The organism is Flavobacterium sp. CYK-55 (assembly GCF_018413465.1).
Taxonomy (GTDB): Bacteria; Bacteroidota; Bacteroidia; order Flavobacteriales; family Flavobacteriaceae; genus Flavobacterium.
The window spans coordinates 1-26730 of sequence record NZ_JAHCDK010000013.1 but is presented as its reverse complement, the minus strand read 5'-3'; the positions used below and the strand labels follow the sequence as shown (position 1 = coordinate 26730).

Annotated in this window: 23 protein-coding genes; 14 read left to right on the top strand and 9 right to left on the bottom strand. The window is 36.9% G+C overall.

Translation table 11 applies throughout. The features are described 5' to 3' along the window. On the bottom strand, positions 1-438 hold the full coding sequence (locus KIH23_RS12270; RefSeq protein ID WP_213213793.1) for a hypothetical protein: 438 nt from the start codon (positions 436-438) through the stop codon (positions 1-3). Then, on the bottom strand, positions 438-926 hold the full coding sequence (locus tag KIH23_RS12265) for a DUF4920 domain-containing protein (protein WP_213213792.1): 489 nt from the start codon (positions 924-926) through the stop codon (positions 438-440). Before KIH23_RS12265 ends, KIH23_RS12270 begins: the two co-directional genes overlap by 1 nt. 287 nt (positions 927-1213) lie before the next feature. Here KIH23_RS12265 and KIH23_RS12260 point away from each other — a divergent pair, with 287 nt between their 5' ends. Further along, entirely contained in the window at positions 1214-2287 is a 1074-nt protein-coding gene (locus KIH23_RS12260) for a branched-chain amino acid aminotransferase (protein ID WP_213213791.1), read from the top strand. 27 nt (positions 2288-2314) lie between these two features. Here the strand turns inward: KIH23_RS12260 and KIH23_RS12255 are convergent, their stop codons facing one another. After that, complete coding sequence (locus tag KIH23_RS12255; RefSeq protein WP_213213790.1) at positions 2315-2701, bottom strand: nucleoside triphosphate pyrophosphohydrolase family protein; 387 nt, start codon at positions 2699-2701, stop codon at positions 2315-2317. 78 nt (positions 2702-2779) lie between these two features. On the opposite strand from KIH23_RS12255, the gene KIH23_RS12250 reads away from it, so the two are divergent. Further along, the gene (locus KIH23_RS12250) at positions 2780-2968 is read left to right on the top strand and encodes a hypothetical protein (RefSeq protein ID WP_213213789.1); all 189 of its coding nucleotides are present in this window, start codon (positions 2780-2782) and stop codon (positions 2966-2968) included. Between the two features lie 48 nt (positions 2969-3016). Here KIH23_RS12250 and KIH23_RS12245 read toward each other — a convergent pair whose 3' ends face one another. Then, the gene (locus tag KIH23_RS12245; RefSeq protein ID WP_213213788.1) at positions 3017-5047 is read right to left on the bottom strand and encodes a dipeptidyl-peptidase 3 family protein; all 2031 of its coding nucleotides are present in this window, start codon (positions 5045-5047) and stop codon (positions 3017-3019) included. A gap of 138 nt (positions 5048-5185) precedes the next feature. On the opposite strand from KIH23_RS12245, the gene KIH23_RS12240 reads away from it, so the two are divergent. The 9 genes from KIH23_RS12240 to KIH23_RS12200 all read left to right on the top strand — a co-directional run bounded on the left by KIH23_RS12240 (position 5186) and on the right by KIH23_RS12200 (position 14716). Next, a complete protein-coding gene (locus tag KIH23_RS12240; protein ID WP_213213787.1) occupies positions 5186-6292 on the top strand; it encodes a GyrI-like domain-containing protein in 1107 nt (368 codons plus the stop codon). Between the two features lie 60 nt (positions 6293-6352). Next, entirely contained in the window at positions 6353-6892 is a 540-nt protein-coding gene (locus KIH23_RS12235) for an RNA polymerase sigma factor (RefSeq protein ID WP_213213786.1), read from the top strand. 30 nt (positions 6893-6922) lie between these two features. Continuing rightward, the gene (locus tag KIH23_RS12230) at positions 6923-7336 is read left to right on the top strand and encodes a hypothetical protein (RefSeq protein ID WP_213213785.1); all 414 of its coding nucleotides are present in this window, start codon (positions 6923-6925) and stop codon (positions 7334-7336) included. A 22-nt stretch (positions 7337-7358) separates the two neighbouring features. Beyond that, positions 7359-7808: a sensor of ECF-type sigma factor gene (locus KIH23_RS12225; RefSeq protein ID WP_213213784.1), complete on the top strand. Its 450-nt coding sequence runs from the start codon at positions 7359-7361 to the stop codon at positions 7806-7808. 120 nt (positions 7809-7928) lie between these two features. Beyond that, positions 7929-8996: a hypothetical protein gene (locus tag KIH23_RS12220; RefSeq protein ID WP_213213783.1), complete on the top strand. Its 1068-nt coding sequence runs from the start codon at positions 7929-7931 to the stop codon at positions 8994-8996. Positions 8997-9137: 141 nt separating this feature from the next. Beyond that, entirely contained in the window at positions 9138-11114 is a 1977-nt protein-coding gene (locus KIH23_RS12215; RefSeq protein WP_213213782.1) for a KUP/HAK/KT family potassium transporter, read from the top strand. Between the two features lie 14 nt (positions 11115-11128). Then, positions 11129-12346 (top strand): RsmB/NOP family class I SAM-dependent RNA methyltransferase, encoded by a 1218-nt coding sequence (locus KIH23_RS12210; protein WP_213213781.1) that lies wholly within the window; start codon positions 11129-11131, stop codon positions 12344-12346. Between the two features lie 13 nt (positions 12347-12359). Further along, positions 12360-13499 (top strand): endonuclease, encoded by a 1140-nt coding sequence (locus KIH23_RS12205; protein WP_213213780.1) that lies wholly within the window; start codon positions 12360-12362, stop codon positions 13497-13499. A 116-nt stretch (positions 13500-13615) separates the two neighbouring features. After that, positions 13616-14716 (top strand): endonuclease, encoded by a 1101-nt coding sequence (locus KIH23_RS12200; protein ID WP_213213779.1) that lies wholly within the window; start codon positions 13616-13618, stop codon positions 14714-14716. A 342-nt stretch (positions 14717-15058) separates the two neighbouring features. Here KIH23_RS12200 and rho read toward each other — a convergent pair whose 3' ends face one another. Further along, a complete protein-coding gene (gene rho / locus KIH23_RS12195) occupies positions 15059-16765 on the bottom strand; it encodes a transcription termination factor Rho (protein WP_213213778.1) in 1707 nt (568 codons plus the stop codon). 187 nt (positions 16766-16952) lie between these two features. On the opposite strand from rho, the gene KIH23_RS12190 reads away from it, so the two are divergent. Then, complete coding sequence (locus KIH23_RS12190; protein ID WP_213213777.1) at positions 16953-17366, top strand: DUF4293 domain-containing protein; 414 nt, start codon at positions 16953-16955, stop codon at positions 17364-17366. A 561-nt stretch (positions 17367-17927) separates the two neighbouring features. Here the strand turns inward: KIH23_RS12190 and KIH23_RS12185 are convergent. Continuing rightward, positions 17928-18425, bottom strand: coding sequence for a metallophosphoesterase family protein (locus KIH23_RS12185; protein WP_213213776.1), 498 nt, complete (start codon positions 18423-18425; stop codon positions 17928-17930). A gap of 844 nt (positions 18426-19269) precedes the next feature. Between KIH23_RS12185 and KIH23_RS12180 the strand changes: the two genes are divergently transcribed. Next, positions 19270-21060 carry an ATP-dependent nuclease gene (locus KIH23_RS12180; protein WP_213213775.1) on the top strand — a complete coding sequence of 597 codons (1791 nt, stop codon included), beginning with the start codon at positions 19270-19272 and terminating at the stop codon, positions 21058-21060. A gap of 105 nt (positions 21061-21165) precedes the next feature. After that, positions 21166-22011, top strand: a complete 846-nt coding sequence (locus KIH23_RS12175) for a restriction endonuclease (RefSeq protein ID WP_213213774.1) — start codon at positions 21166-21168, stop codon at positions 22009-22011. A 152-nt stretch (positions 22012-22163) separates the two neighbouring features. Here KIH23_RS12175 and KIH23_RS12170 read toward each other — a convergent pair whose 3' ends face one another. From KIH23_RS12170 to KIH23_RS12160, 3 genes are read right to left on the bottom strand one after another with little or no spacing between them, the layout of a single operon-like run. Then, positions 22164-22532: a hypothetical protein gene (locus KIH23_RS12170; protein ID WP_213213773.1), complete on the bottom strand. Its 369-nt coding sequence runs from the start codon at positions 22530-22532 to the stop codon at positions 22164-22166. A 1-nt stretch (position 22533) separates the two neighbouring features. Next, positions 22534-24186, bottom strand: coding sequence for a hypothetical protein (locus KIH23_RS12165; RefSeq protein ID WP_213213772.1), 1653 nt, complete (start codon positions 24184-24186; stop codon positions 22534-22536). Then, positions 24187-24918 carry a hypothetical protein gene (locus tag KIH23_RS12160; RefSeq protein WP_213213771.1) on the bottom strand — a complete coding sequence of 244 codons (732 nt, stop codon included), beginning with the start codon at positions 24916-24918 and terminating at the stop codon, positions 24187-24189. Between the last annotated feature and the right edge of the window lie 1812 nt (positions 24919-26730).

The following is a 26730-nucleotide window of genomic DNA, read 5'->3' as shown; positions in this document are numbered from 1 at the left end:
TTATGGAATGTACAACTTTTTAATGCGATCAATCGGACCGGTACATTTTGCTTCGTGGCATTGAATACAAGCGTCAACTCCGGCATTAAAATGTTTTTTGGCCTGAGCCGAATCGTCGTAAATCAAATGTTGCGCGGTTAAATAAGCATCAGCCTGTTCTTGAAAAAAATCGTCGTTTTCGCCAGGATCTGTCATTTGTGCTTGGTGAATCTTATTGAAATGCTCCGGAAACTTTCCCACCGCTTCACCAGACATAATACGGGTTTTTAAACGCATATTGTCGGCAAACATCTGTTCCATGAGCAAAGACATTTCAGACATCTCGTACATCTTGAACTTACTTTCTTTTTTTTGCTCAATCGGACAAGATTTTTCTTCTGCTTTTTTCTGACATGAAATCAAAATGGCCAAAACAATTAAACTCAAAAAATGTCTCATTATTCTTTTATTAAAACACCGTCGGCAATAAAACCAAATGATTTTTCGGGTTGTGTAATACTGTCAATTGAAGCTTGTGATTTTCCGGCATCTTTAGCATAATGCTTCAATTCATCAACGCTCACAATACTTAAAAAAGCTTTTCCGTTCACAACTACTTCACTGCCTTTTGCGTTGAGGGGCATAAAAAAACCGTAATCTTTAAACTTGACAAAAGTTTCCTGGTCGTTTGATAGAGCAACGTTCATCCAGCATCCTTTTTTTTGACAAACATCATTGATGGTTGAAGAAAATTTCACCGGAACCGTATCGCCTTCTTTCAAAGTAGCATATTGCGCCAAAAGTGCTTCTTTGGTGATTGCTTGATCGGGTGTAATTTTACTGCCGAAAGAAGCAAACTTAGCTTCAGGCTTAGCTGGTTCATCTTTCTTTTTCTGACAAGCAACCGCTAAAACAAGCGCAGCAAGAATAAGTATGTTTTTTTTCATGGTCAAACTATTTTGTGTTGCCAAAAATAAGTGGTTCATTGCTAATAATAGCGAAGGAAACTTTATTTTTTTGAGATTGAAAAAAGAAATCTCGATGAAAATCTAAACTAAATTATGATTCTTTAAAAATTCAGATTTTGTTCATCTATTTACCGTCTTAAATAAAGCAATTTTATTACTTTAGCCGAAATTAAAATTTAAAGGTTAGACTCTCTATTTGTTTTGCTTTTAAATTATTGTTTTACAGTTATTTACAGTTAAAAACAACATTACTAAACGACCTTTAAATGCGTGATAATTTCAACAACGAAATCGATATCGTAACCGTCTCAAGTTCAAAAATTGATTCGGTTGATTTTGACAACCTTCCGTTTGGAAGTATTTTTACTGATCATATGTTTGTCTGCGATTTTCGCGATGGACAATGGCAAAAACCACAAATTAAGCCTTACGAGCCTTTCATGATTGATCCTTCTGCCAAGGTTTTTCATTACGGACAAGCCATTTTTGAAGGTATGAAAGCTTATCGCGACGAGCATGATGATGTTTGGCTCTTCCGCCCGGATCAAAATATCCACCGATTAAACAAATCAGCAGCACGTATGGCCATGCCCGAAATTCCGGAAGAAATTTTCATGGCCGGACTTCAAAAACTCATAGACCTTGAAAGAAACTGGGTCAAAAAAGGCTTGGGCAATAGTTTGTACATCAGACCATTTATGATTGCTATTGGCAGCGGAGTAATTGCTGCGCCGTCAACGCAATATCGATTTATGATTATTCTCTCACCTGCCAAATCGTATTATTCAGGCGAAGTAAAAGTGCTTATTGCCGATCATTACAGTCGTGCCGCCAACGGTGGAATCGGTGCTGCCAAAGCCGCCGGAAACTATTCTGCGCAGTTTTATCCAACCAAACTCGCCAATGAAAAAGGTTTTCAGCAAGTAATTTGGACCGACGATGCCACGCACACCAAGCTCGAAGAAGCCGGAACCATGAACGTCTTTTTTAGAATCAATGATACTTTATATACTGCGCCTACCAGCGAACGTATTTTAGATGGTGTAACGCGTAAAAGTTTAATTGCCATTGCAAAGCGCGACGGAATTCAAGTTGAAGAACGTTCCGTATTGGTTTCAGAATTGGTTGAAGCTGCAAAAAATGGCAGTCTTAAAGAAATCTTCGGAGCCGGAACTGCTGCGGTGGTCAACCCGATTTGCGGATTCTCATATGAAGATGTTTATTATGAAGTTCCGAAACAAGAGCATTCAATAGCGCTTGATTTGAAAGAAAAACTCACTAAAATTCAATACCGAATGGCCGATGATACTTTTGGCTGGATGGTTAAAATTGAAGGATAAAAAAAGGCGGATGAAAATCCGCTTTTTTTATGGTTGTATGATTTTGCTAAAATCAGGTTTGAAATAATTGGGACCTTTCATGACTTTTCCGTCTTCGCGATAAATGGGTTTTCCGTCCTCATCCAATTTGCTCATGTTGCTGCGTTGAATTTCATCAAAAACTTCCTCAATTTTATGCTGTAATCCATGCTCTAAGATGGTTCCACACAAAATATAGAGCATATCGCCCAAGGCATCAGCAATTTCAACTAAGTCATTGTTCTGAACAGCCTCAAGATATTCTTCATTTTCTTCTTTCATTAAATTAAAACGAAGTAGATTTTTCTGTTCGCCCAAATCGGCTTTGAATTCTGAACTGACCCCGAGGCCAAAAGCCGTATGAAATTCTTTAACGGCATTGATTTGTTTTTGCATGATTTACTGAATTTATTGAGCAAGCAAAATACTAAGTTTAACGTCAAATGTTTTATTTTTGAAAAAATTTTATTTTAAATGTTTTCAACCGGACAACTTATTTTTGCGGCTCTTTTTTTTATTGCTTTTGTAGCCATCATGATTTTTTCATACCGAAAAGACGCTCAACTACATCAAAAGTTCTACAAAGGAAGTTATAAAATTCTGATTGGTTTTTTGCTTTTTATCTTGATGCTGTTTATCATTAAAATCACCATGAAACGATAAAAAAACGCCTTCTTGATGAGAAGGCGTTCTTATTTTAAATTCTTAAGGTTAATTTTCAAGTGGCAAGAAACTATAATTTTTAGCATAATACAACATCTGTTCGGCAAAAGTTTTAGGTTGCGTCAAAGTGATGTCGGTAATATTGCCTTGAGCATCTAATTTTGGTACATAAATAGGGTTCACAAAACCATTATATGGTGCATTCGGGAATTTTTTGCTGCGTTCTAAAACTTCCGCATGAAGCTTTTGATCTACTTTAACTCCGTAATTTTCTACTAGCTTTTTACCGGCTTCATAATCACCTTCTGATTTGATACGCTGCACTTCACGCAATAATTGTCCGAACAAATCGTGCAATTTTTCATAATCATTAATGTTGAAATAGGTTTTTCCGTTGCGTGTTATGCGTTCAATAACATTATCATTTTGGCCTTTTTCAAAAACCCACGAACTTACCCACTGACGATTGCGCATATGTGCTTCTTCAACATTAGCACCAAGTTCTAAACGCATCAATTGGGTCATCATTCCGTTTCGAATGTAATTATCGTAAGCCTCCATCCCCACTTTCTTCCAATCATCAACCAAACCAATTTCTTGCAATTTTGGGTTGTACAAATAATACAATCCAACCAAATCAGCGCGACCTTCCTCCAAGGTTGAAGCGTAACTTTTGAGTGTTTCTTTTGGAGTTCCTACACCGGGGTTTATTTTACCTGAAGCATGCCCGACCACTTCATGAAGTGATGTGTGAAGTTTATCTGCCAGTTCTCCATATTGCTCAGCTAGAGCTATTTCTTCGGCATCGTTAGCAAATTCTTGCAATTTCCCTTTCCCGCCAGCTTGAGCATAAGCATCAATTAAATTCCCGAGAGAAACCGATTTTGAACCGTACTCTGCGCGAATCCAATCGGCATTGGGCAAATTAACACCAATTGGCGTGCTTGGCGATGAATCTCCGGCCTCACCGGCAACAATCACTGTTTTGTATGAAATACCAACTACATTTTGTTTTTTGTGTTCAGGCATCAAGGGTGAGTTATCTTCAAACCACTGCGCATTTTTAGATACAACTTCCATTTTAGCCGACATATCAAAATCTTTAATCTGAACAACGCCTTCATAAGAACCTCGGTAACCCAATGGATCATTATACACCTCTACAAATCCGTTGATGTAATCAATATTACCCTCAGTAGCTTTGAGCCAAGCAATGTTATATTCATCCCAAGTTTTGAGGATTCCGGTGTTGTAAAAGTCTATAAGTAATTGTAAAGCATCAGCTTGCGACTTATTTTCGGCAACCGATTTAGCCTTATCAAGCCAATAAACAATTTGATCAATGGCTTTACCATACATCCCACCGTGCTTCCATGTTTGCTCTTCAATTTTACCTTGGGCTGTTTTTATAAGTTTTGAATTGATTCCGAAAGAATAAGGGCGTTCTGCATCAACTGATTTGATATTCTTGTAAAACGATTCAACTTCTTGTTCGGTTAAGCCTTGGCCATAAAAGTTAACGGCCGAACCTTTAATAAGCCCTTTGGATTCATCCAAATTTACTTTTTTGGTATCTTCATTATTAAAAAGAACATCAACTATTTGAGGATTTAGTTGCGTTTTGGTAGCCGCCATTAATGAGCTAAAGTACTTTTTCGAAAATCCAGGTTTTATTTTATCGTTTGAATAATGATGATGTATGCCGTTTGAAAACCAAACTCTTTTGAGATAAATTTCAAAATTCTTCCAATCAGCAGATTTTTTATCGCCTTTATATTGAGTATAAATATGTTCAAGCGCCTTGCGAATTTTTAAGTTGTGCCTGTAGTTTTGATCCCACATAATATCACGGCCTGAGGTACAAGCTTGGGTGAGATAATACACCAATTCTTTTTCTTTTAATGAAAGTTTATCCCAGACCGGAACTTGGTAGCGCAATACATTGATATCAGCAAAACGTTCAACCACAACATTATCTGTCAAATTATTTCTTTGGTTAAGTTCTGCTGTATTTTGCGCATTTATAGTTGAGCTCAAACTTGCCAATATAAAGGCGTAGGTAATTTTGTATCGTTTCATGATTTGTGATTAATGTTTTTTTCAAAAGCTAACAAATATAAAAATTTGCAAATGAATGATTAGCGCTTTTACAAGAATCACATCCTGTTTTCTTGAAAAATAAATTCCTACTTTTACAAGGCTGAAATTCGCATTTATATGAGAATACTCAAATATCTTTTTTTGTTGATACTGCTGGCTACATTTGCCGCAACGGTATATGTGGCTACACTTAAAGCTGACTTTGAAACACAAACCACCATTATTCTCAAATCGCCTCGAGCTACATTGTTCAATTATGTCAACGATTATCGCAACTGGGAAACCTTTGTATCTTGGAAAAAAAACAACCCCGAAACCAATTTTATATATCCTAAAAATACAGTTGGAATACACGGAACTTGCAGTTGGGCTGGTGATAACCAAAAAGGAAATCTAATTACAACAGCGGTAAAAAACTCTGAATTTATACAGCAAAAGATAAATTATAACGGAGCTGAAGCCAATGCAAAAATGACTTTTAAAGATACGGTTGGCGGAACCAAAATTACATGGAAATTAAAAGGAAAAATGAGTTTTGGCTACAAGATCTATGGATTGCTCAGAGGCGGCCCTATCTTTAATATTGAGCAAATGCAACAACAGAGCCTGGTTAATTTAGATAAAACGATTGGCTATGAAATCAATACTTATAACATAAAAGTTACTGGATTGGTCAAAAAAACCGGAACATTTTATATCAAACAAACCATTAATAGTGAAATCAGTAAAATACCATACAATTTACGAATATTGATTCCACGAATGGTGAATTTCTTTTCAAAAAACAAAATTAAAATGACCGGCTCACCATTTGTAATTTATCACAGTTATGATACAGTTCATGGCGTGAGTAAACTTTCGGTTTGCATGCCGATTGAAAAAGAAATCTTTATCAGTGAAGGTAGTGATATGTCAACCGGATTGTTATACCCGTTTCAAGCGGTCAAAGCTACCTTGACGGGTGATTATTCACATACACGAGAAGCTTGGGGCAAAGCGAGAGCTTATCTGAATCAGAAAAAATACTCAGAAAATATTGGTGGAACTCAAATTGAAATATACCAAAAAAACATGATGCAAGTGGCCAATCCATCAAAGTGGATTACCGATGTGTATGTACCCGTTAATAGCCCCATTCAACCAGTTCATTCCAATAAACCCGTACTAACCAATCAACCTACTCCAACACAACCAACAGAAAGTTCTGAATCAGAAAACCCATAATTTTTGGATGCTGTTTTAAACCATTCTGCCATTTCTGATTCCAATCGCAAAATAAATCATTTGGAAGAACAGGTTTTCATAGCGCGCTTATTAGATCCTGCTACGCAAAATGCTGCGTTTCAGAAACTCATCAATGACTATCAGCGCCCTCTATACAACCATATTCGCAACATTGTTTTAGATCACGATGACACTGATGATGTTCTCCAAAATACTTTTATCAAGGTTTTTAGACATTTAAATGGCTTTAAAGGTGAAAGTAAATTGTTTTCTTGGGTATACAGAATTGCCACCAACGAAGCCATAACTTTTATTAATCAAAAGGCAAAACGCAGAGGAGTTAGCATTGACGATTTACAGAATTCATATACTTCACAACTCAAAGCCGACATCCATTTTGATGGTGATGAAATTCAAATAAAACTTCAAAAAGCTATTGCCTTATTACCCCAAAAACAACAACTCGTTTTTAAAATGAAATACTTTGAAGAAATTAAATACGAAGATATGTCTGAGATTTTAGATACTTCAGTCGGGGCTTTGAAAGCTTCTTATCACCATGCTGTAAAAAAAATTGAAAATTATCTTACCGAAAATTAAACCTAAAACAAACGAAAAAGTCATAGCGCCATGAAGCCTTTCAAACTAGATGAAATAGAAAAAATCAAATCAGGTTTTAATGAACCCGAAGGATATTTTGATGATTTTTCAATTCGATTACTAGAAAAAATTGCTCATCAACCATCCCAAAGAAAAAAGTATTTAAGTATTTATACTCGAAAAGCCATTGCCATTGCTGCCATGCTTTTACTAGCATTCGGATTAGCTTTTGTTCAATATTACAAAGCACCTAAAAACGATCAAACTGATGAATCAATAGAAAATTATTTAGCTTCAAATCAATGCATCAGTAACGAAGATTGGGCCATGATGCTCGATGAAAAAGATCTTCAAAAAATGGAGAAAAACATAAATTTAAACAATCAAGAAATAGAAGATATTTTGTCTTCCGAAGAAAACTTTGAAAATTATATTATCGATTAAATCCCGCTTAAAAATAAAAATCATGAAAAAGATTATTTCACTCATTCTAACATTCTTTTGTATAGCTACGCTAAGCGCTCAACCCATACTCAAACAAAAAAAGGAACAAATAAAAGCGCTAAAAGTTGCCTATATTACTGAAGAATTACAATTAACTCCTGACGAAGCTTCAAAGTTTTGGCCTTTGTACAATACTTTTGAAGATCGCCAAAAAGACTACAAAAAAGATAAACTTAAAGGTTACCTCAACCGAATAGATCCCTCTACAATTGATAATTTGACCGAAAAAGAAGCTACTGCAATGCTCGCTCAAATTGAAGCTGCCGAAGAAGAAGCTTTTCAAGCACGCAAAAAATTTATTGCTAGCTTAAAAGGCATTTTACCTGCAAACAAAATCATTAAACTCAAACAAGCAGAAGAAGGATTTAACCGCAAACTACTCAAGCAATACAAAGAGAAATTGCGCAATTAACATTTTTTTAATACGCTCAACAACCCCATGAATCAACCGGGTGGCACAGTAATTGAAAATATGCTTTAACAGATGAGTAAGTCATCTAAAAAGCAATTATCAACCCATAATTAATACACTATGAAAACGCTACTTACCACTACTGTATGCATACTTTTAACCAGTTCGCTTGTGGCTCAAGACAGAACGATTGTCAATGCTAAAAACTCTGAAATAAGCGATAATCTTGATTTGAGAGCTTTGGCCTCTATTTTTGGAGAATCAAAAAATCTTGAAGATTTTGAACAAAGAATCAATGACCCGAATGCGCAAATTTCAAATTTAGATCTCAATGAAGATAATCAAGTTGATTATCTCAGAATCGTTGAATCGGTTGAAGGTAATACTCATTTGGTGGTTGTTCAATCCGTTTTAGGTAAAGATACTTATCAAGATGTTGCCACCATTGAAGTTGAAAAAGACCTCAACAATCAAGTACAAATTCAAGTAGTCGGTGATGTCTACATGTATGGCCCTGATTATATCTACGAGCCTGTTTATGTTCATACTCCTGTTATTTATTCAACTTTTTGGGCACCCGTTTACAGACCTTATGTGTCAGTTTGGTATTGGAACTATTACCCGAAATATTATGTTGCTTGGAATCCTTGGCCTGTTTTCAGATATAGAAATCACATAGGCATCCATATCAACTTTCACAATCATTACAATTATGTAAATGTTAGAAAATGTTCAAGAGCCGTAGTAATGTATCAACCCATTAGAGCAAATTATTGTGAACGTTCCTACCCTCAACGCTCGTTTGTTTACAGAAATAACAATTATCGCAACAGATACGAGCTTGACCAAACCCGAAAAGTCAAGTATGCAAATACCCGAAATGATGTTGGATACAACTATTCCAACCGAAATAACACCCGAAATAATAATACATCATACACAAGAAATGGTCAAGGAATTAGATATGAATCAAATTCCGGAACAAGAAACTCAGCAAATCAACAAGCAAACCATCGAAGCAACTCAGCTTCAAATGACCAGCGTGTTAAAGAGCCTAGAGATCAACAATACAAACAAACCAGAAATAAAGATGGCTACAAATCAAGCCAAAGAAATCAAGACGTAAGCGGCCCAAGAGCTCGCGATAATTCTGGACGTGCTTCAGAAAGGAGCAATAGACGACAATAAACTTAAGTTGAGAAGAAGCACCACTCGCGTGGTGCTTTTTTTATACTCTTTTTGAATCTCAAACAGTCACGAAAAAAAAAGCAATTATTGCATCAATTTGCCTGCAATGTAGTAAATTTGCTCACTTTTTAACTTTTTTTTATGAGCTCGCAACATCATGGCCTTCACAGCAAGCTTTCTCTAGGTGGACTTTTGATTTCGTTAGGTATCATATACGGAGACATCGGAACTTCGCCTTTGTATGTTATGAAAGCCATTCTCGGACTCGATTTCGCCATCAACAAAGATTTAGTTTTGGGTGGAATCTCATTGGTTTTCTGGACACTCACTCTGCAAACTACCCTCAAATATGTACTCATCACACTTAGTGCTGATAACAATGGCGAAGGTGGAATTTTTGCTCTTTACGCATTGGTCAAACGAACAAAAATCAAATGGCTTATCATTCCTGCTATTATCGGAGGTAGTGCGCTTTTAGCAGACGGAATCATTACTCCGCCTATATCCGTTTCATCTGCCGTTGAAGGTATTCAGACATTCTATCCCGATATTAATACGATTCCAATTGTCATCAGTATTTTAGTCATACTATTCACTATACAACAATTTGGAACAAAACTGGTAGGCAAATTTTTTGCACCTATTATGTTGCTCTGGTTCTTGATGCTGGGCATATTGGGGCTTATACAAATTGTGGGTAACCCTGAAGTTTTTAAAGCGATTAATCCCTATTATGCTTACAAAATTCTGGTTGCAGAAAAAGGAATCAATCCTGACGGTTTTTTCATTTTAGGCTTTGTTTTTCTTTGTACTACCGGAGCAGAAGCCTTGTATTCTGACATGGGACACTGCGGGCGAAAAAACATTCGCATCAGTTGGTTGTTTGTTAAAACTACTTTGATTTTAAACTACTTCGGACAAGCGGCATTTTTGATCAAACACGAGGGTGAAACCCTCAGAAGCTTGGGTGGTGCCAGTGCCAATCCTTTTTATTTATCAATGGCGAGTTGGTTTCAACCCATAGGAATAGTCATAGCAACCATGGCTGCTGTCATTGCTTCTCAAGCTTTAATTAGTGGCTCATTTACCTTGATAAACGAGGCCATGCGTTTGAATTTTTGGCCGAAGGTAAAAATAAAATACCCAACAGAACTCAAAGGTCAGCTTTACATTCCTTCTATCAACTGGCTCCTTTTATTGGGTTGCATTTGGATAGTATATCATTTTGAAAAATCAAGTAACATGGAACATGCTTATGGTTTAGCCATTATACTTTGCATGATCATGACCACCATTTTGCTCAATTTTTATCTGATTATGAAACGAGTACAGTGGTATATTTTATTACCACTTATCGGAACCTACATCATTATTGAATCAAGTTTTTTTGTAGCCAACATCACCAAATTTGCCGATGGAGGCTATGTGACTCTGATTATTGCCATCATTTTGATATCCATCATGAGTACATGGTATATGGCCAAGCAAATCAGTAAGAATTATACACGCTTTGTCAAAATTGAGAACTACAAAAAAGTCTTGGCCGAACTCAGTGTTGATTTGTCTATTCCAAAATACGCAACGCATTTGGTTTATATGACCAACGCCAGCAGAACCGATGAAATCGAAGAAAAAGTCATGTATTCAATTTTACAAAAGCGCCCTAAAAGAGCTGATATTTATTGGTTTGTACATGTGAATATTCTCAATGAACCCTACAGAACCGAATACAAAGTAACCGAAATTATCAAAGACGATTTGTTTAGAATTGACTTCAATTTAGGTTTCCGCGAGCCCACCAAAATCAATTTGATGTTCAAAGAAGTGCTCAAAGACATGGTAAAGAATGGCGAGGTTGATGTCACCAGCCGTTATGAATCGCTCAATAAAAACAACATTTTAGGCGACTTCAAATTTATGCTGTCTGAGAAGTTTTTATCCAACGATAGCGATCTCTTATGGCATGAAAAAGTCATCATGAACACCTACTTTGTCATCAAGAAATTTAGCCTTTCTGAAGAAAACGGTTTTGGACTAGACAGCAGTTCCGTAAAAATCGAGAAATTCCCAATGGTTCTGCATCCACCTGAAAAAATATGCCTTACCCGAATTGACTAAGGCAAAAAAATACTATGAGATTACACCGAAATTTAGTTTATACCACTATTGACTCGCTCAACAGCATTTTCAATGAAGGTGAGTATGCCGATAAAGTGGTCGCTCGCGCCCTCAAAAAAGACAAACGTTGGGGCAGTTCTGACCGAAAATTTGTAGCCGAAACAATCTATGAAATTGTTCGCTGGAAACGATTATACTCCGAAATTGCCGAAGTCAAAGAACCTTATGACCGTGACAATCTATGGCGCATGTTTGCTGTTTGGGCCGTGCTTAGAGGTTATCCAATACCTGATTGGACCCAACTACAAGGCACACCTGAGCGCAAAATCAAAGGCCGATTTGACGAATTAACCAAAAAAAGAGTTTACCGCGAGTCTATTCCGGATTGGATGGATCAAATAGGCGTGGCTGAATTAGGCGAAGAAGTTTGGACCAAAGAAATTGCCGCACAAAACCAAACCGCCAAAGTCATCCTCAGAACCAATACACTCAAAACAACCAAAGAAAAATTGCGTGCCATTCTGATGGATAACAATATTGAAACTGAGTTTTTGGCCCAGCAAGCAGATGCACTCGTTTTAAAAGAACGCGCCAATGTTTTTTTAACCGATGCGTTTAAAGAAGGACTGTTTGAGGTTCAAGACGCCAGTTCACAATTGGTTGCACCCCTACTCGATGTACAACCGGGCATGCGTGTTGTTGATGCCTGTGCAGGCGCCGGAGGAAAAACACTTCACATTGCATCACTCATGCAAAACAAAGGGCAACTCATTGCCATGGATTTATACGAAAGTAAACTCAAGCAATTAAAACTTCGAGCCAAACGCAATGGCGCTTTCAACATAGAATACCGCATTATTGATTCAACCAAAGTCATTAAAAAACTACAAGAAAAAGCCGATCGTGTGCTCATTGATGCTCCATGCAGCGGGCTCGGCGTTCTCAAACGCAACCCGGATTCAAAATGGAAACTGCAACCCGAATTTATTGACAACATCCGCAAAGTACAAGCTGAAATTCTCGAAAGTTATTCACGCATGGTTAAACCCGGCGGAAAGTTAGTTTATGCAACTTGTTCTGTATTACCTTCTGAAAATCAGGAACAAATTAAGCAGTTCTTAACAACAGAGAACGGTAAAAAATTTACCTTTGTTCAAGATTCTAAAATTCTGGCCTCAGAATCAGGCTTTGACGGATTCTACATGGCACTTTTAGAAAGAAAAAACGATTAACACCAAAACTACCATGAATAAATTGTACACGCTTTTATGCGTATTATGGATCACTGTGGCTTTTGCCCAACCACCTGCCGGATACTACAACTCGGCAACCGGAACCGGTTATACGCTCAAAACCCAACTTTTCAACATCATTAAAAATCATACTGATCGCGGCTATGATGGCCTCTGGACCATCTATGGTTTGTCTGATCGCGACCGGTTTTATGAAAACGACAACACCATTTTAGATGTCTATTCTGAGGTAGCTGCAGACGCTGACCCATACACTTTTACTTATTCAAGCAGTCAATGTGGTAGTTACACCGTTGAAGGAAACTGCTACAACCGCGAGCACGTGATTCCGCAAAGTTATTTCGGAAACCAAGCCACACCGATGTATTCTGATGCTCATTTTGTATTGCCCACCGACGGAAAAGTAAACGCTTGGCGCGATGACCATCCCTACGGAGTTGTATCAGGAACCACAACCAACCCCTGTAATACAGGCGCCACCAACAATCCGTGCAATACACAAAACGGTTCAAAACTCGGTAACAATCTAAACTCAGGCTATTCAGCCGGATATAGCCAAAAAGTATTCGAACCCATTGACGAGTTCAAAGGTGATATCGCCCGTTGTATTTTTTACTTCGTGACGCGTTATGAAGACCGATTGGTTGATTTTTACAACGCCACTGCCTCAGAAGCCAAAGTGATGTTTGACGGAACCAGCAATCACTCCTTATCCAATACATTCTTAAACATCTTACTCACTTGGAACGCACAAGATCCGGTAAGTGCTCGCGAAACCTACCGCAACAATGTTTTAGGGGGCACCGCGCGTCAAGGAAACCGAAATCCGTTTATTGACAACAGCAACTATGCCACCCAAATTTGGGGAGCGCCCTTGGCCAATCCAACTTTTGAAGCCGTTAATACGGTAGCGGTTTTCCCGAATCCAACCCACAACCACACCATCCAAATAAGTTGTGCCGGAGCCATAGATCAAATTGAATTATACAACCTCAACGGGCAACTCATCCAAGACATCAAACCCGAAATCAAAAATGAGGTATATACTTTAGACCAACTTACTTCAGGTTTTTATCTGGTAAAAATTACTGCCGAAGGCAAATCAACCGTCAAAAAAGTAGTTGTTCAATAACAACAAAAAACAAATAAAAAAAGCCTCTGTAGCAGAGGCTTTTTTTATGGACAATTATTAATATTTGGTCAAATCACACAAAAGTGCTTACCTTTAACCCCGCAAAAATAAAACCTATGAAAAAAACCATCTTGGCTACACTCCTGATCAGCTCATTAAACGGTTGGAGTCAAGCCGGCGCCCCTGCTAATCCCTACTACAACGGATTTGATTTTAACCTCACCGGTATGGCACTCAAAAGTGCACTGGCCACCAAAATCACCGATACCCACACCCGATTACTCAACTATGCTGAGGCAGAAAACGCCATCAGATATACTGATTTAGACCCGGCCGACAATACCAACCAAAACATCTTTTTAGTATATGGCTACAGTCCGGAGATTTGCCCGATTGTTTCGGTAGACAATACCGCGCACCGACGTCGCGACAAAGATGACGACGGAACCGGTGGTTGCCAATGGAACCGCGAACACACCTATGCCAAAGCCCTCGGGAATCCTGATTTGGGCACCGAAGGCCCAGGTGCTGATGTACACCACGTCCGACCTGCCGATGTAAGCCGCAACGATACGCGTGGCAGCCGAAAATTTGCTACAGGTTCCGGGAATTCAAGTGTGGTTGGCGCTTATTGGTATCCGGGTGACGAATGGAAAGGCGACATCGCACGCATGATGATGTATATGTATTTGCGTTACGGAACCCAATGCTTACCCAAAAACGTAGGCGTCGGAAACGTCTTGGCCATAGATGCCAATATGATTGATTTGTTCTTGCAATGGAACGCCGATGATCCGGTTTCGGCTGTTGAAGATCGACGAAATACCTATTTGGGCAACGCCAACAACTTTTACGGACAAGGCAACCGCAATCCGTTTATTGACAACCCGTATTTAGCCACACGCATTTGGGGCGGACCGGCGGCACAAAACCGTTGGCCCAATGTTTTCTTAGCCAACGAAGCCTTTGATTGGTATTCGCTCGTGAGCGTTGCGCCCAATCCGTCAAGCAACGGACACATCAACATCAGCAGCCCCAAACCCATTGATGCTATTCAGGTCATTTCACTCAACGGGCAAATTGTTTCAGAAATTCAAAATCCAACAGCTGTGACTGATGACCACCAATATACACTGAGCCATTTACCGAGCGGTTTTTATTTGCTCAAACTCAGTGTTGAAAACCAAGTCATCATCAAAAAAATAGCCGTTCAATAAACCCAATCACACCGCATAAAAAAAGCTCCCGACTATTTGGGAGCTTTTTTTTATTTCTATCATTAGGGCGCCAACTTCCGGCGGTTCGCTACAAGAAGCTTCGGCAAACTTGTTTTTGCAACCGCTCAAAAGTGCTTCCGTCGGTCGCATTTTTAGCTGGGCAAAAACGGTCGTTTTCCGGCGCTTGCTTTCTGCTGCCCTCCGGGGCGCTCAGTGGTTACTGAATGTTTCAGGTGGGTCTGAGCTGCGTGAGCAATTACCTTTGGTCAGTTCAGCCAAAAGCCTCGGGTGAGGCCCAGTGCCGTGCACGGCATAAAGCACGACCCACAGGAGCACACCCTATTAATCGTTCATGGATATCAAGAACTCTTCGTTGTTGCGCGTTTTGGTAAAGCGATCGTTGATAAAATCCATCGCCTCCACCGGATTCATGTCTGACAAATACTTGCGCATAATCCACATGCGTTGCAAAGTTTTTTCGTCAAGCAATAAATCGTCGCGACGCGTGCTCGATGAGGTCAAATCAATGGCCGGGAAGATGCGTTTGTTGGCAATCTTACGATCCAACTGTAACTCCATATTACCGGTTCCTTTGAACTCTTCAAAAATTACCTCGTCCATTTTAGAGCCGGTTTCAGTAAGCGCCGTCGCAATGATGCTCAGTGAACCACCGTTTTCAACGTTACGCGCCGCACCAAAAAAGCGTTTGGGTTTTTGCAAAGCGTTGGCATCAACCCCACCGCTGAGTACTTTTCCGGAAGCCGGTTGTACAGTGTTATAAGCTCTGGCCAAACGCGTAATCGAGTCGAGCAAAATCACCACATCATGACCGCATTCTACGAGTCGCTTGGCTTTTTCTAAAACAATGTTGGCAATCTTGACGTGTTCTTGCGGCTCGCGATCAAAGGTTGAGGCAATCACCTCACCACGCACACTGCGCTGCATATCGGTTACCTCTTCAGGGCGTTCGTCAATGAGCAAAACCAGTAAATACGCCTCAGGATGATTGGCCGCAATGGCGTTGGCAATGTCTTTGAGCAACATGGTTTTACCCGTTTTAGGTTGGGCTACAATCATACCGCGTTGTCCTTTACCAATGGGTGAGAACAAATCAATAATGCGCGTTGAAATCGAGCTGCCTTTTTCAGCCATCTTGAATTTCTCCATCGGAAAAATAGGCGTTAAATGCTCAAATGATACGCGGTCACGCACTACTTGCGGATCGTGTCCGTTGATTTTTAATACGCGTACCAGCGGAAAAAACTTCTCGCCTTCTTTGGGCGGACGCACCACACCTTTGACGGTGTCACCGGTTTTGAGTCCGAACAATCTGATTTGCGAGGTTGAAAGGTAAATATCGTCAGGCGAAGCCAAATAATTGTAATCTGATGAACGCAAGAATCCGTAACCATCAGGCATCATTTCAAGAACACCTTCAGTCTCAATAATTCCGTCAAACTCATAATCGGCATCGCGTACATTGAGTGTTTTTTTGTTCTTGTGGTTGCCGTTGCCATTACCGTTACCGTTCGGGTTGTTCTGCTGATTTTTGTGCTGATGCTGGTGTTGCTTTTTGTGCTCCACCGGCGCATTAGGATCAGTTTCAGTAGGCGTAAATTCGGCAGCAACTTCAGCAACCACTTCTTCAGTAGTAGCCGGAGTATAATCGGCAGCAGGAGCTTCAAAATTTTTAGGCCCGCGTTCGTGTTTTTTAAACTTGCCTTGCTTATTGTTCTTTTTAAAGTCAGGCTTTTGATCCAATGCATCATCGGTAGTGGCCTGAACAGATGCTTCAGCTACAGGCGCAGTAAACAAATCGGTTTCAGCGGTTGTCTGAGCCGGTTTATCTTTTGAAATGCGGGCGCGTTTAGGTTTAGCAGAAGTATCAGCACTTTGAGCAGGCTTATTTTGAGAAGCAGCTTGATGATCAAGAATCATCTGAATCAATGCTTCTTTTTTAACACCGGCATACTTAATAGAACGTGATAATTTGGCAATATCTTGAAGCTCAGGAAGCTTCATTTGCTTTAAGGCAGAAATATCAAACATGTATAAACTGTTGAGAATTTTTTAGGTTGAGTTGGTACTATAAAAATTTGTGGATAAGAGTGACAGGTAAACCGTCCGTAAATGAAGTAATTACGATTTGGTCATGCAATAATACGAATAAAAATCAATCATACAATAGCATTTTTTAAAAAGAAAATATATTTTTGTGGCACTCAAAAACCAAAATATGATTCAGAGAATTCAATCGGTATACTTAGCACTGGCCTTTATTGCAACCGGTGTATTGCCTTTTGTTTTTCCGATTTGGACATTGGTCAACGGCAAAGTAGAATACTTCATGATGCACATGGCTTATGTAGTGCTATTTGGGCTAAGTACAGCCTTATCGGTTTTGAGTATTTCATTTTACAAAAAAAGACAACATCAATTTGTATTGGGCAGATTGAATATGATATTAAATTTAATTTTATTAGGATTATTGATTTATCGATCGCTAAGCTTATCTGGAGAAGCGTCTGCCGTTTCTGTGAAAGGTATTGGGATGTTCTTGCCCGCCATTGCTATCGTTTTTCTTGTTTTGGCCAATAAAGCCATCAAAAGGGACGAAGATCTCGTAAAATCTGTAGATCGATTGAGATAAACCTGTGAACTTAGTTTATTTAGTGCGAAGAAAGCCTGGGCAGATGCTCGGGCTTTTTTCGTTTACTAAGCGGCTGAGATACTGAGCTGCTGAGTACCTGAGCGAAATGATTAACGATTGAAGATTAACGATTGTTGATTTTTGAAGTTTTTGAATCGTTTAACCGACAACCATCCTTCTGTCCTAAAGCGCAGCGGTCTATAATGATTAACGATTGAAGATTAACAATTGTTGATTTTTGAAGTAATTGAATCCGTAAAACCGACAACCATCCCTTTTGTCATACAGCGCAGCGGTCTATAATGATTAACGATTGAAGATTAACGATTGTTGATTTTTGAAGTAATTGAATCCGTAAAACCGACAACCATCCCTTTTGTCATACAGCGCAGCGGTCTATAATGATTAACGATTGAAGATTAACGATTGTTGATTTTTGAAGTTTTTGAATCGTGTATTCGACAAATATCCCTTCTGTCTCACAGCGCAGCGATCTGTAGGCGTTAGCCGTGTCTTACAGCGCAGCGGTCTAAAGCATAGCGTGTCCCAAGGCGCAGCCGCTTAGCTCCTCTTCCCCAACTCCACAATCTCCATATCTTTAATCTCAGCGCCGTCAATGGTAAAACGCAACATCGTACGCACCTGATGAAACCCGCTTTTACCCGCAGCACCGGGGTTCATATGCAGCAAACCTAGGGTTTTGTCATACATTACCTTGAGAATGTGCGAGTGCCCGCAAATAAAAATCTTGGGGGTCTGCCGCAGTAATTCAGCTTTGATGGCTGCCGGATATTTGCCCGGATAACCGCCAATATGCGTGATCCAAACCTCTACCTGCTCACACATAAAACGCGCATTGAGCGGAAACTCAGCACGCGCCTTGGCCCCATCAATATTGCCATACACCGCGCGCAAAGGCTTGTATTTTTGCAGCGTATCGGTTACCACCAAATCGCCAATATCCCCCGCATGCCACACCTCATCGGCCTGCTGCACATATTTGAGTATGGCCTCATCTATATGGCCGTGGGTATCTGATAAGAGGAGGATTTTTTTCATAACCGCATTTTGATTTTTGGTAGCTAATCCTGCTATTCGTTGCAATCTTTTGTGTCGAACCCCGCCACAAAAGGATTTCCACTACTATCAGGGCTAGTAAAGTGGGGTAAAAATAAGCATTCACATGAAAAGTGTAGAAAGTTTAAGAAGTTTAGTTGAAACAGCCGAGTAACTAACAACCCACTACTGGTTTAAAAAGTGTAAAAGGTTTAAGAAGTGTAGATTGAAGCCTCATTCGTAATTCATAATTCGTAATTCATAATTCATACAGCGCAGCAAGCTAATAAAGTTTAAGAAACTGATTTTGAAGCATCATTAGTAATTTCCAATTCGTAATTCATAATTCGTAATTCGTAATTCATACAGCGCAGCGGTCTTACAGCGCAGCGTGTCTTAAATCCCACAACCCACTACAAGTTTAAATAGTGTAAAAGATTTAAGAAGTTTAGTTGAAGCCCCATTCGTAATTGATAATTCGTAATTCGTAATTCATACAGCGCAACAGGCTAATAAAGTTTAAGAAGCTGATTTTGAAGCATCATTAGTAATTCCCCATTCGTAATTCGTAATTCATAATTCGTAATTCTTAATTCGTAATTCTTAAAGCCGCCGTATCCCCTCATTCCGACGCAGGAGGAATCTCACCCCCATCTCAGGCACTCAGCCACTCAGCGCCTCAGGCACTTTTTTTTGCCTCTGTAAGAAATTTTACTACATTTACAACACTCACCACTTTATTTACTGCATAATAACCGCCGCTTGAGAGGAGACTTTTGAGGGGGCAGATGTGTTTATGGATTTAGGATATATAACTTAGTTGGCAGCAATTATAAATCAGCATCATATGAAATTTAAGTATTTTAAATTTGAAAATTTCAAAGGAATAGAAAATCAAACTTTGGATTTAAGAAAAAACACGAACGATATTTTTACGTTAGTTGGCTTAAATGAAAGTGGAAAAACTACGGTGCTGGAAGCAATCAATTTTTTTGCTTATAAACCAGAATCTTTAAATGCTCTTGAGCTTGATAATTATGAAGTTGATGACATTCATAGCTTAATTCCAATTAACAAACTAGACAATTTTAATGGCAAAATTAAAATTGAAGCTTGTCTAGAGATTGATGCTGAAGATATTGCAGAAATAAAAAAAGAATTCAAATCTCATAATATTCATTTACAATACGCTGGCCCAGAAATCACTTTTACTCAAGTCTATCACTTTAAAAATTCCCAGCATCAGTCAAAATTGAACGAAAGAACTTGGACATATGATTTTAAAGCCAAGATTGGAAAAAGCCCAAAAATTAAACAACTTACAAATGAGTATGCAACAAAGGTGAATTCTTTGGTCAAAAAAAATATCCCAAGCATTTTATATTTTCCAAATTTTCTATTCGAATTTCCTGAAAAGATTTATCTAGATGAATCGGTTGGAAATGCTAAGGACAAATTTTATCAAACTATCATACAAGATATTTTAGATTCTTTAGATAACGATTTAAATATAAATGATCACCTAATTAAAAAAATAGAATCTACCGATAAACAGGATAGAAAGAGTTTAACCATTTTGGTTAATAAGATGCAGAAAAAACTCTCAGAGGTTATCTTTAACAAATGGAATCAAATCTTCAAGAAACAATTGTCTAAAACCGAGATAATTTTAGTTGCTGATATAGACTCAACTGGCAGTTACATCGAGTTTAACATTAAAGATGATGTTGATAGTTATAGTCTCAATCAAAGATCATTAGGATTTAGGTGGTTTTTCGTTTATATCCTTTTAACACAGTTTAGAGCTTTTCGAAAAAAAAATAAAAATGCTTTATTTTTATTTGACGAACCTGCATCAAACTTACATCCATCAGCGCAAACAGAATTATTAAAAAGTTTTGAAACATTACCGGCGGTAATTTATACTACACATAGTCATTATCTTATTAATCCAAAATGGTTAGAAAATACCTTTGTTATTAAAAATGAAGCAATTGATTATGAAAATGAAGCAAATTATCATTCAAGAAACACTAACATAAAAATTCATAAGTATAGAGACTTCGCAGTCAAATATCCTAATCAAAGTAGCTATTTTCAGCCAATCTTAGAGATATTAGATTATCGTCCAACAAATCTCGAATTAATACCCAAATCTGTAATTACAGAAGGAAAGAATGACTTTTATACTTTTGGGCTTATTCAAAATTTAAAAAATGTTGGTTCATCAAAATTTAATTTCATACCAGGAACAAGTGCCAGTAATCTTGAAAACCTCATTAGTTTGTTTTTAGGCTGGGGCATCAAATTTATCGTTCTCCTAGATTCAGACAAAGAAGGTATTAAGCAAAAGGAGCGATATCTAGAACTTTTTGGGATTTCATTAGAAGATAGAATAATTACATATCAAGACATTGATGAAAGTTGGAAAAATTTTGAAACTGAAAATCTATTTGATCAATTTGATCAAGATAAAATTCAAACCCTGAAATATAGCACAGGGAAGAAGTTTGATAAAAAAATATTCAATAGAACAATTCAAGAGTTAGTTGCTAAAAATGAGAAAATTGATTTAACAAAAGGTACTAGTGATAATTTTAAAAAAGTCATGCAATTTCTCTCGGCAAAATTCAAATAACTGCAAATAACAAAATCCTAAAATAAGAACCCCGATGCTTGCTAATCAGTAACTCATCCTATTATCTCAATATTATACAACTCCCTATAAAATCTAATATCAAAAATGAATGCACTTGATTGGAAAATCTATGAAAGTATCACCAAATACATTTATGAAACTTTAGGTAAAGAATTTGGAGTTACCATCGAGGGTTATGGTCAAGACTGCAAAGTTATCGGAAAATCAGGAAATGCTCATCAAATAGATGTTCTGACATCACAAACTAATGGAATTCATTCTTCACGAACTGCAATCGAATGCAAACATCAGAAGAAAAAAATCAACAAGGATGTTGTCATGAAGTTGCTATCAATTATTAATGACACTGGTATCGAAAAAGGAATTATTGTTTCAAAAAGTGGATTTACCAGAGACGCTTTAAATTTTGCAAAACAATATAATATTGGACTGGTCGAGTTAAGGGAGATTGAAGAAAAAGATTTTGATAAAAGTCCCAAGCAAATTGAAATTGCTGACATACGACTTAACATTCAAATAGTCACCAAACGACCAGAAATTTTAAATATTGATATAGGCAATGACCGCAATATAAAAGTCAAAGATGAATTTCACTACCATAATTTCGCAATAATAAATAAAGATGGAAGCTTTTCACTTTTAATCGACTATATCAACAATTTTAGAAAAGAAATAAATCTTCAAAATAAAATGCTCGAAAAGATTATTAAGCACTATAAAACTCCAGAGGCAACTTTATTTAATAAAGCAACAAAAGAATCTTTAAAAATAGACGGAATAAGCTTTACAGGTCAATTAAATGAAATAACCTCAAACAGAAATTTAAACTTTACGTTAGTAGATGAGGTTTGGTTAATTATGAAATCGATTTTCGAGAACCGAACATTTAGTTTCTCGGAGAATGGTGCAATCAAAGAAAATAAGAAATAAAATGATCATACCTGTATGAGCTTACAATCTAATGTATTTCATTTATGACTCACAAACTATTATTTCGTCTTGTTAGAAGTATGCGATAATCGTTTTCTGTCACGATGAATAATAGCCAAACATGAGGCAATATTATATCAAGATTATAATATTTAAGGCTTCAAAAAACTATATATAGCATCAAAAGGTAAAGGCTTGAGAATGATAGGATAGTCTTTAAGATTTTGTTCTTTTAATCTGTTTTTAATATCCCCATTCCCGGTAATTATCACTAATTTTTTTATGTTTATTTTTTCGTCTCTGATTTTCTTTAAGATGCCGAAGCCATCCAAATTACTTCTGTTTGCTAGAGTGATATCAAGAAAAATGAAATCGTAATGTTCAAGATTTTTGAAATCTCCAATATCTTGAGACTTTGAGAATACAGTGAAATTTAAAGAATTATTGAAATATTTTAAATTTACATACTTAAATGTATTCTCGACTGCTGAAAAATCATTTTCAAAGATTAGAATATTCATATTAGTTTCGATGCTTAGTAAATTTAATTATTAGATGTAAACGATTATTTTCAGAAATTCTTGCGGAGTATTGAATATTCATTTGTCTAAGAAAATCTATAATCTCAATTAATCCGAAAGTACGTTTTTGCATAATTTCAATACGGTCTGTCGATTGAAAGGTTTTCACAACTTCATCTGCACCAAGGTAATCAAAAATACTGTTTGAAAAGTCAACGATAATAAAATTTTCATCTTCAATTAAAGACAAATTTTCTGTTCTTTTGCCGTATTTTTTCATATTGTTCAACCAATTCACAAGCACAAATTCCAATCCTACATCATTAAATAACATAAAGTAATCTTCTTGGTCAAAATTCCAAGTAAGTTCCGGATCAAAGACAGGGAAAAAAGTCTCCCATACCCTTTTAATCTCCGTATATAGTTTTCGCAAGTTGTGTCTATTGAGCTCGTGAACTAAAAATGGGTTGTTTGCACGATTTAAAACAAGATGTGCTCGGTCTAAAATACTATCGACAGACGCTTTTAATTTACTTCTTTCATCCTTTATTATTGCTTCTAAGCTCAATTTGTCTATTTCACTATCCGACTCATAATCGGCAACCATAGCGAGATAGTGATTAATTGGCCCCAATTTATTTCTAATAAAATGCATCGTTGTTTTGGCATTTTGCACATAATTTATCTTACTTTCCATTTCAACAATAGACTCAATTTCATTGTTTTTTCTGATAGAATAAGCTTCAAAAATTTTAGATACTCTTACAAAGAATGGTGCAATCAACTCATGAAAACTCCATAACAATTTTCTTTTTAGTAAAAAATTTTGTGCACCAGGAATTACGAAATAGCAGTACATTACATCATTCAATTTACAGTTAAAACAATAGTTATGCGGATAGCTTACCCCGTTCAATTGTAAATAGGAATCGAAACGATAACCCTTATCAATCTTTTGATGGGTCAATTTCGATACAAATTGTGGATCTAGTTTAAACTGATAAATAAAAAACGATCCATTGACCAACGATATGTTTTTGTTTTGGATTTTAAAACAAATTATTTGTTTGATACCAAGGAATCTAGGATATTTATTAAACTCTACTAAAATCTTATCATACACTTTATAAGGTCTATAAAATGATTTTTCATCAATAAAAAAATTATCTAAAATTGTGTTTAAATTTTCATTAAATACAATATGCTTAAACCTAAGAGAGCTAAGCGTGTTTATAATTAGAAATACGAGAAAGGGAACAAGAATTAACCAACTTTCTTTTCTATACCAGATGAGAACAACAACTGGTATAACATATAATAATTCTGAACTTTTCTTGCTAGAATGGTTATTTGAGTTTAGTATTGGTAAAAATAACAATGCTACTGCGAAGAGATTATTCAACTCTACATTTCTGAGGGTCCAAAATATAAAGATGTAGTCTAATATGAGTCGCCCAATTGAGAAAATTCCTTCTAAACCTTTAATTGACGCAAAAAATAATAGGTAGATTAAAGTAACAACGACATAACTTCCAAAATCTTCTTTTGTGCGAAATTGATAAAAGAAAAATGTACCATATAACACTATCAAGACTCTATACAGAACCGATATAAAATTCTTAGCTTGTTGATCAAATTGTAAATATGTTGCCATTTAAACTTTTGTATAATCCTTTACTCGTTCCAACAAAAAGTTTACGATGAAAATTAAATATAGAATTTTTATAAAAATCAGAATTAATAATCCATAAACATTTAGAGGTTTAATAATAAAATTCTCCGCTAAACCAAGCGGTTTTGCAAGAATATTTAAAAACTTATTTGCAAAATCATTCTTTACAAAACTTTCAAATTTAAACTCGTAAAGTTCAAAAAATGGATGAATTGCATCTCTTAGAAACAAAACGCATAAAGAAATAGATGCGATTAATGTTAAAGAAATTGTCCAAAAGTTTAAACCTGAAAATTGAAGTAGACCATGCCAATACTTGCTTATCCCATTTCGATCTATCGACATTCTTAAGCGGTACCAGTTAACATCGCTCTTGAATTCATCGACTTTATCGTCATAAAAACAAGATTTTAACTCACTTAAACAAAATACTGCTAATTTATAACGTGCACTGTGTGACAATACTGTTTTAATTGCAAAATTTATTTTTTTCGTTTCAATTACATCATAACCAAAATCTTCCTGCTTTGATCCATGTATGTATGATAAAATGAAACACTTAACGTCCTTGTATAAAGTCTGACTTTCATTTTCAAGAAAACGATTGTCTTTTTTAATTTGAATAATAGTAAAGTAGAGCTGACTCTTATTAGTATCTAGAGTTTGATTTTGGAGCTGAGAATATGTGGCTTGTATTAACTGTTTTTCTAACATCCTTCTATAACTATTAAAAAAGCAAATATATAATATAAAACTAATAACCTTTTGAATAATGGTAACAACACCTCAGCTACCTATCACAACCGCAACCACCTTGCTCATCCTCCACCACCCCTCACATCTCACCCAATTCTGTGACAAAACCCTTCCAAAAACAGATTTTGTCTCAAAAGTTGTGACAAAACCGGTTCAAAATGAAGTTTTGCCACAAAAAAAGTGGCGAAGTATTTGTTTTGAGCTGTTTATAACCAAACATCTGCGCCATGAAAAAAGAAAACAACCTGAGTAAACTGGTGCCATTACATTGTTGAACCAATAAAAAGTATTTTCACAGAGAGAAACCTCAACCGTAAAACAATCCGCATGAGTGTGATTGCTAACTGGGTCGGTAAAAGAATATTCCTTAAGAACGAGTATAGGAATTGTTAGGGCACAAATGGCCTGAATCAACTGAGAAATATGTAAAACTAAATGCAGACAATGAAAGAACGTTGATAAATAGATTTTTCCCTATTCAATTAATTACTTAACTTTGAGAGGTATAACACACAAAATTTTATTTTATGGCACTTAAACCTGGACCTAAAAGAATAGCAGAATCGACTGGAAAACCTGACCAACGTCAGCGAGACAATAAAAATACGCCAGGGAACACACCCTCGTTAAAACCGTCAAAAAGCTCACAAAAAAAGTAATCTTCCAAAACAAAATAAAACTTAATTAAAAGCCTGTTAACATTTTGACAGGCTTTTTTAGTTACTAACAATTTCAATTGGGATGACAAAAATAAATTTCCACTTATTGTCCTTCAGCAAATCCACTTCAACGCTTGATAAATCAATTTTCAATATAAAACTTAAAAATACAACACATTGATTTATAAAAAGATTAATCTTCTTAAACAAGGTATTTCATGTCCTTTTTTTAATTAGCACTCTATTATACTTTGGCTCGATAGAAATTAAAGAAATTAAAATGAATAATTTGATAGCATTTTTTGCCTTTCTATTAATATTAACAGCTATGCTTATGGCTTACCCAAAAAGAGGAAAAGCAGCAACTGCATGTTTAACTTCGCTGATAAAAGCGATTCCGTTATGTAAACTTTTTGAAGTAATGATTAGGTACATCAACCTCATTAATAAATCACTTTAGTATTGATGTTATTAGAAATCAGAACTTACCTCATATTCAACTGCTACAATTTTTTGATTGGATAGATGATTTAGAACCTTCTTCTTTTGATAATTACTTGCGTGAAAGTTAGCGTATTGTTAGCGCAAAGTCAGGAGACTTTGCGCAGCAGTCTATAATGATTAACGATTGTTGATTTTTGAAGTAATTGAATTTGTGAAACTGACAATCCCTCCTGTCTTATAGCAAAGCGGTCTAAAGCATAGCGTATCTTAAAGCGAAGCGGTCTTACAGTCCACACCCCACACAACAAAACCCCACCCAAATTCCACCAACCGCCGCACAATTACGGCCACAACCGCTGCGCTCAGTAGCCGCCAATGTTGGGCTCGGCACGCGCTGCGCTGGTACTGTTATGGGCCAGAGCTACCACAAGGGTGCTGGTAAAGCGCTATACAAATCTATGCCAAAATGGCTTTCAAAGTGCGGGGGTAGCACCCCAAAAATGTTAAAATTGCGAAAAACGGCTTTTTTGTACGAAAAGGGTTATAATTCCGGCATTTTTAAAAAGGGTTTGTAGCAGATTGAAGGCAGGTTCAAGGCAGTCTGTTCGAGAAAAAAGCCGTTTTGTGCTACAAAGGTGCCTTAAATCTGTTTTGGATCTCGAACCTT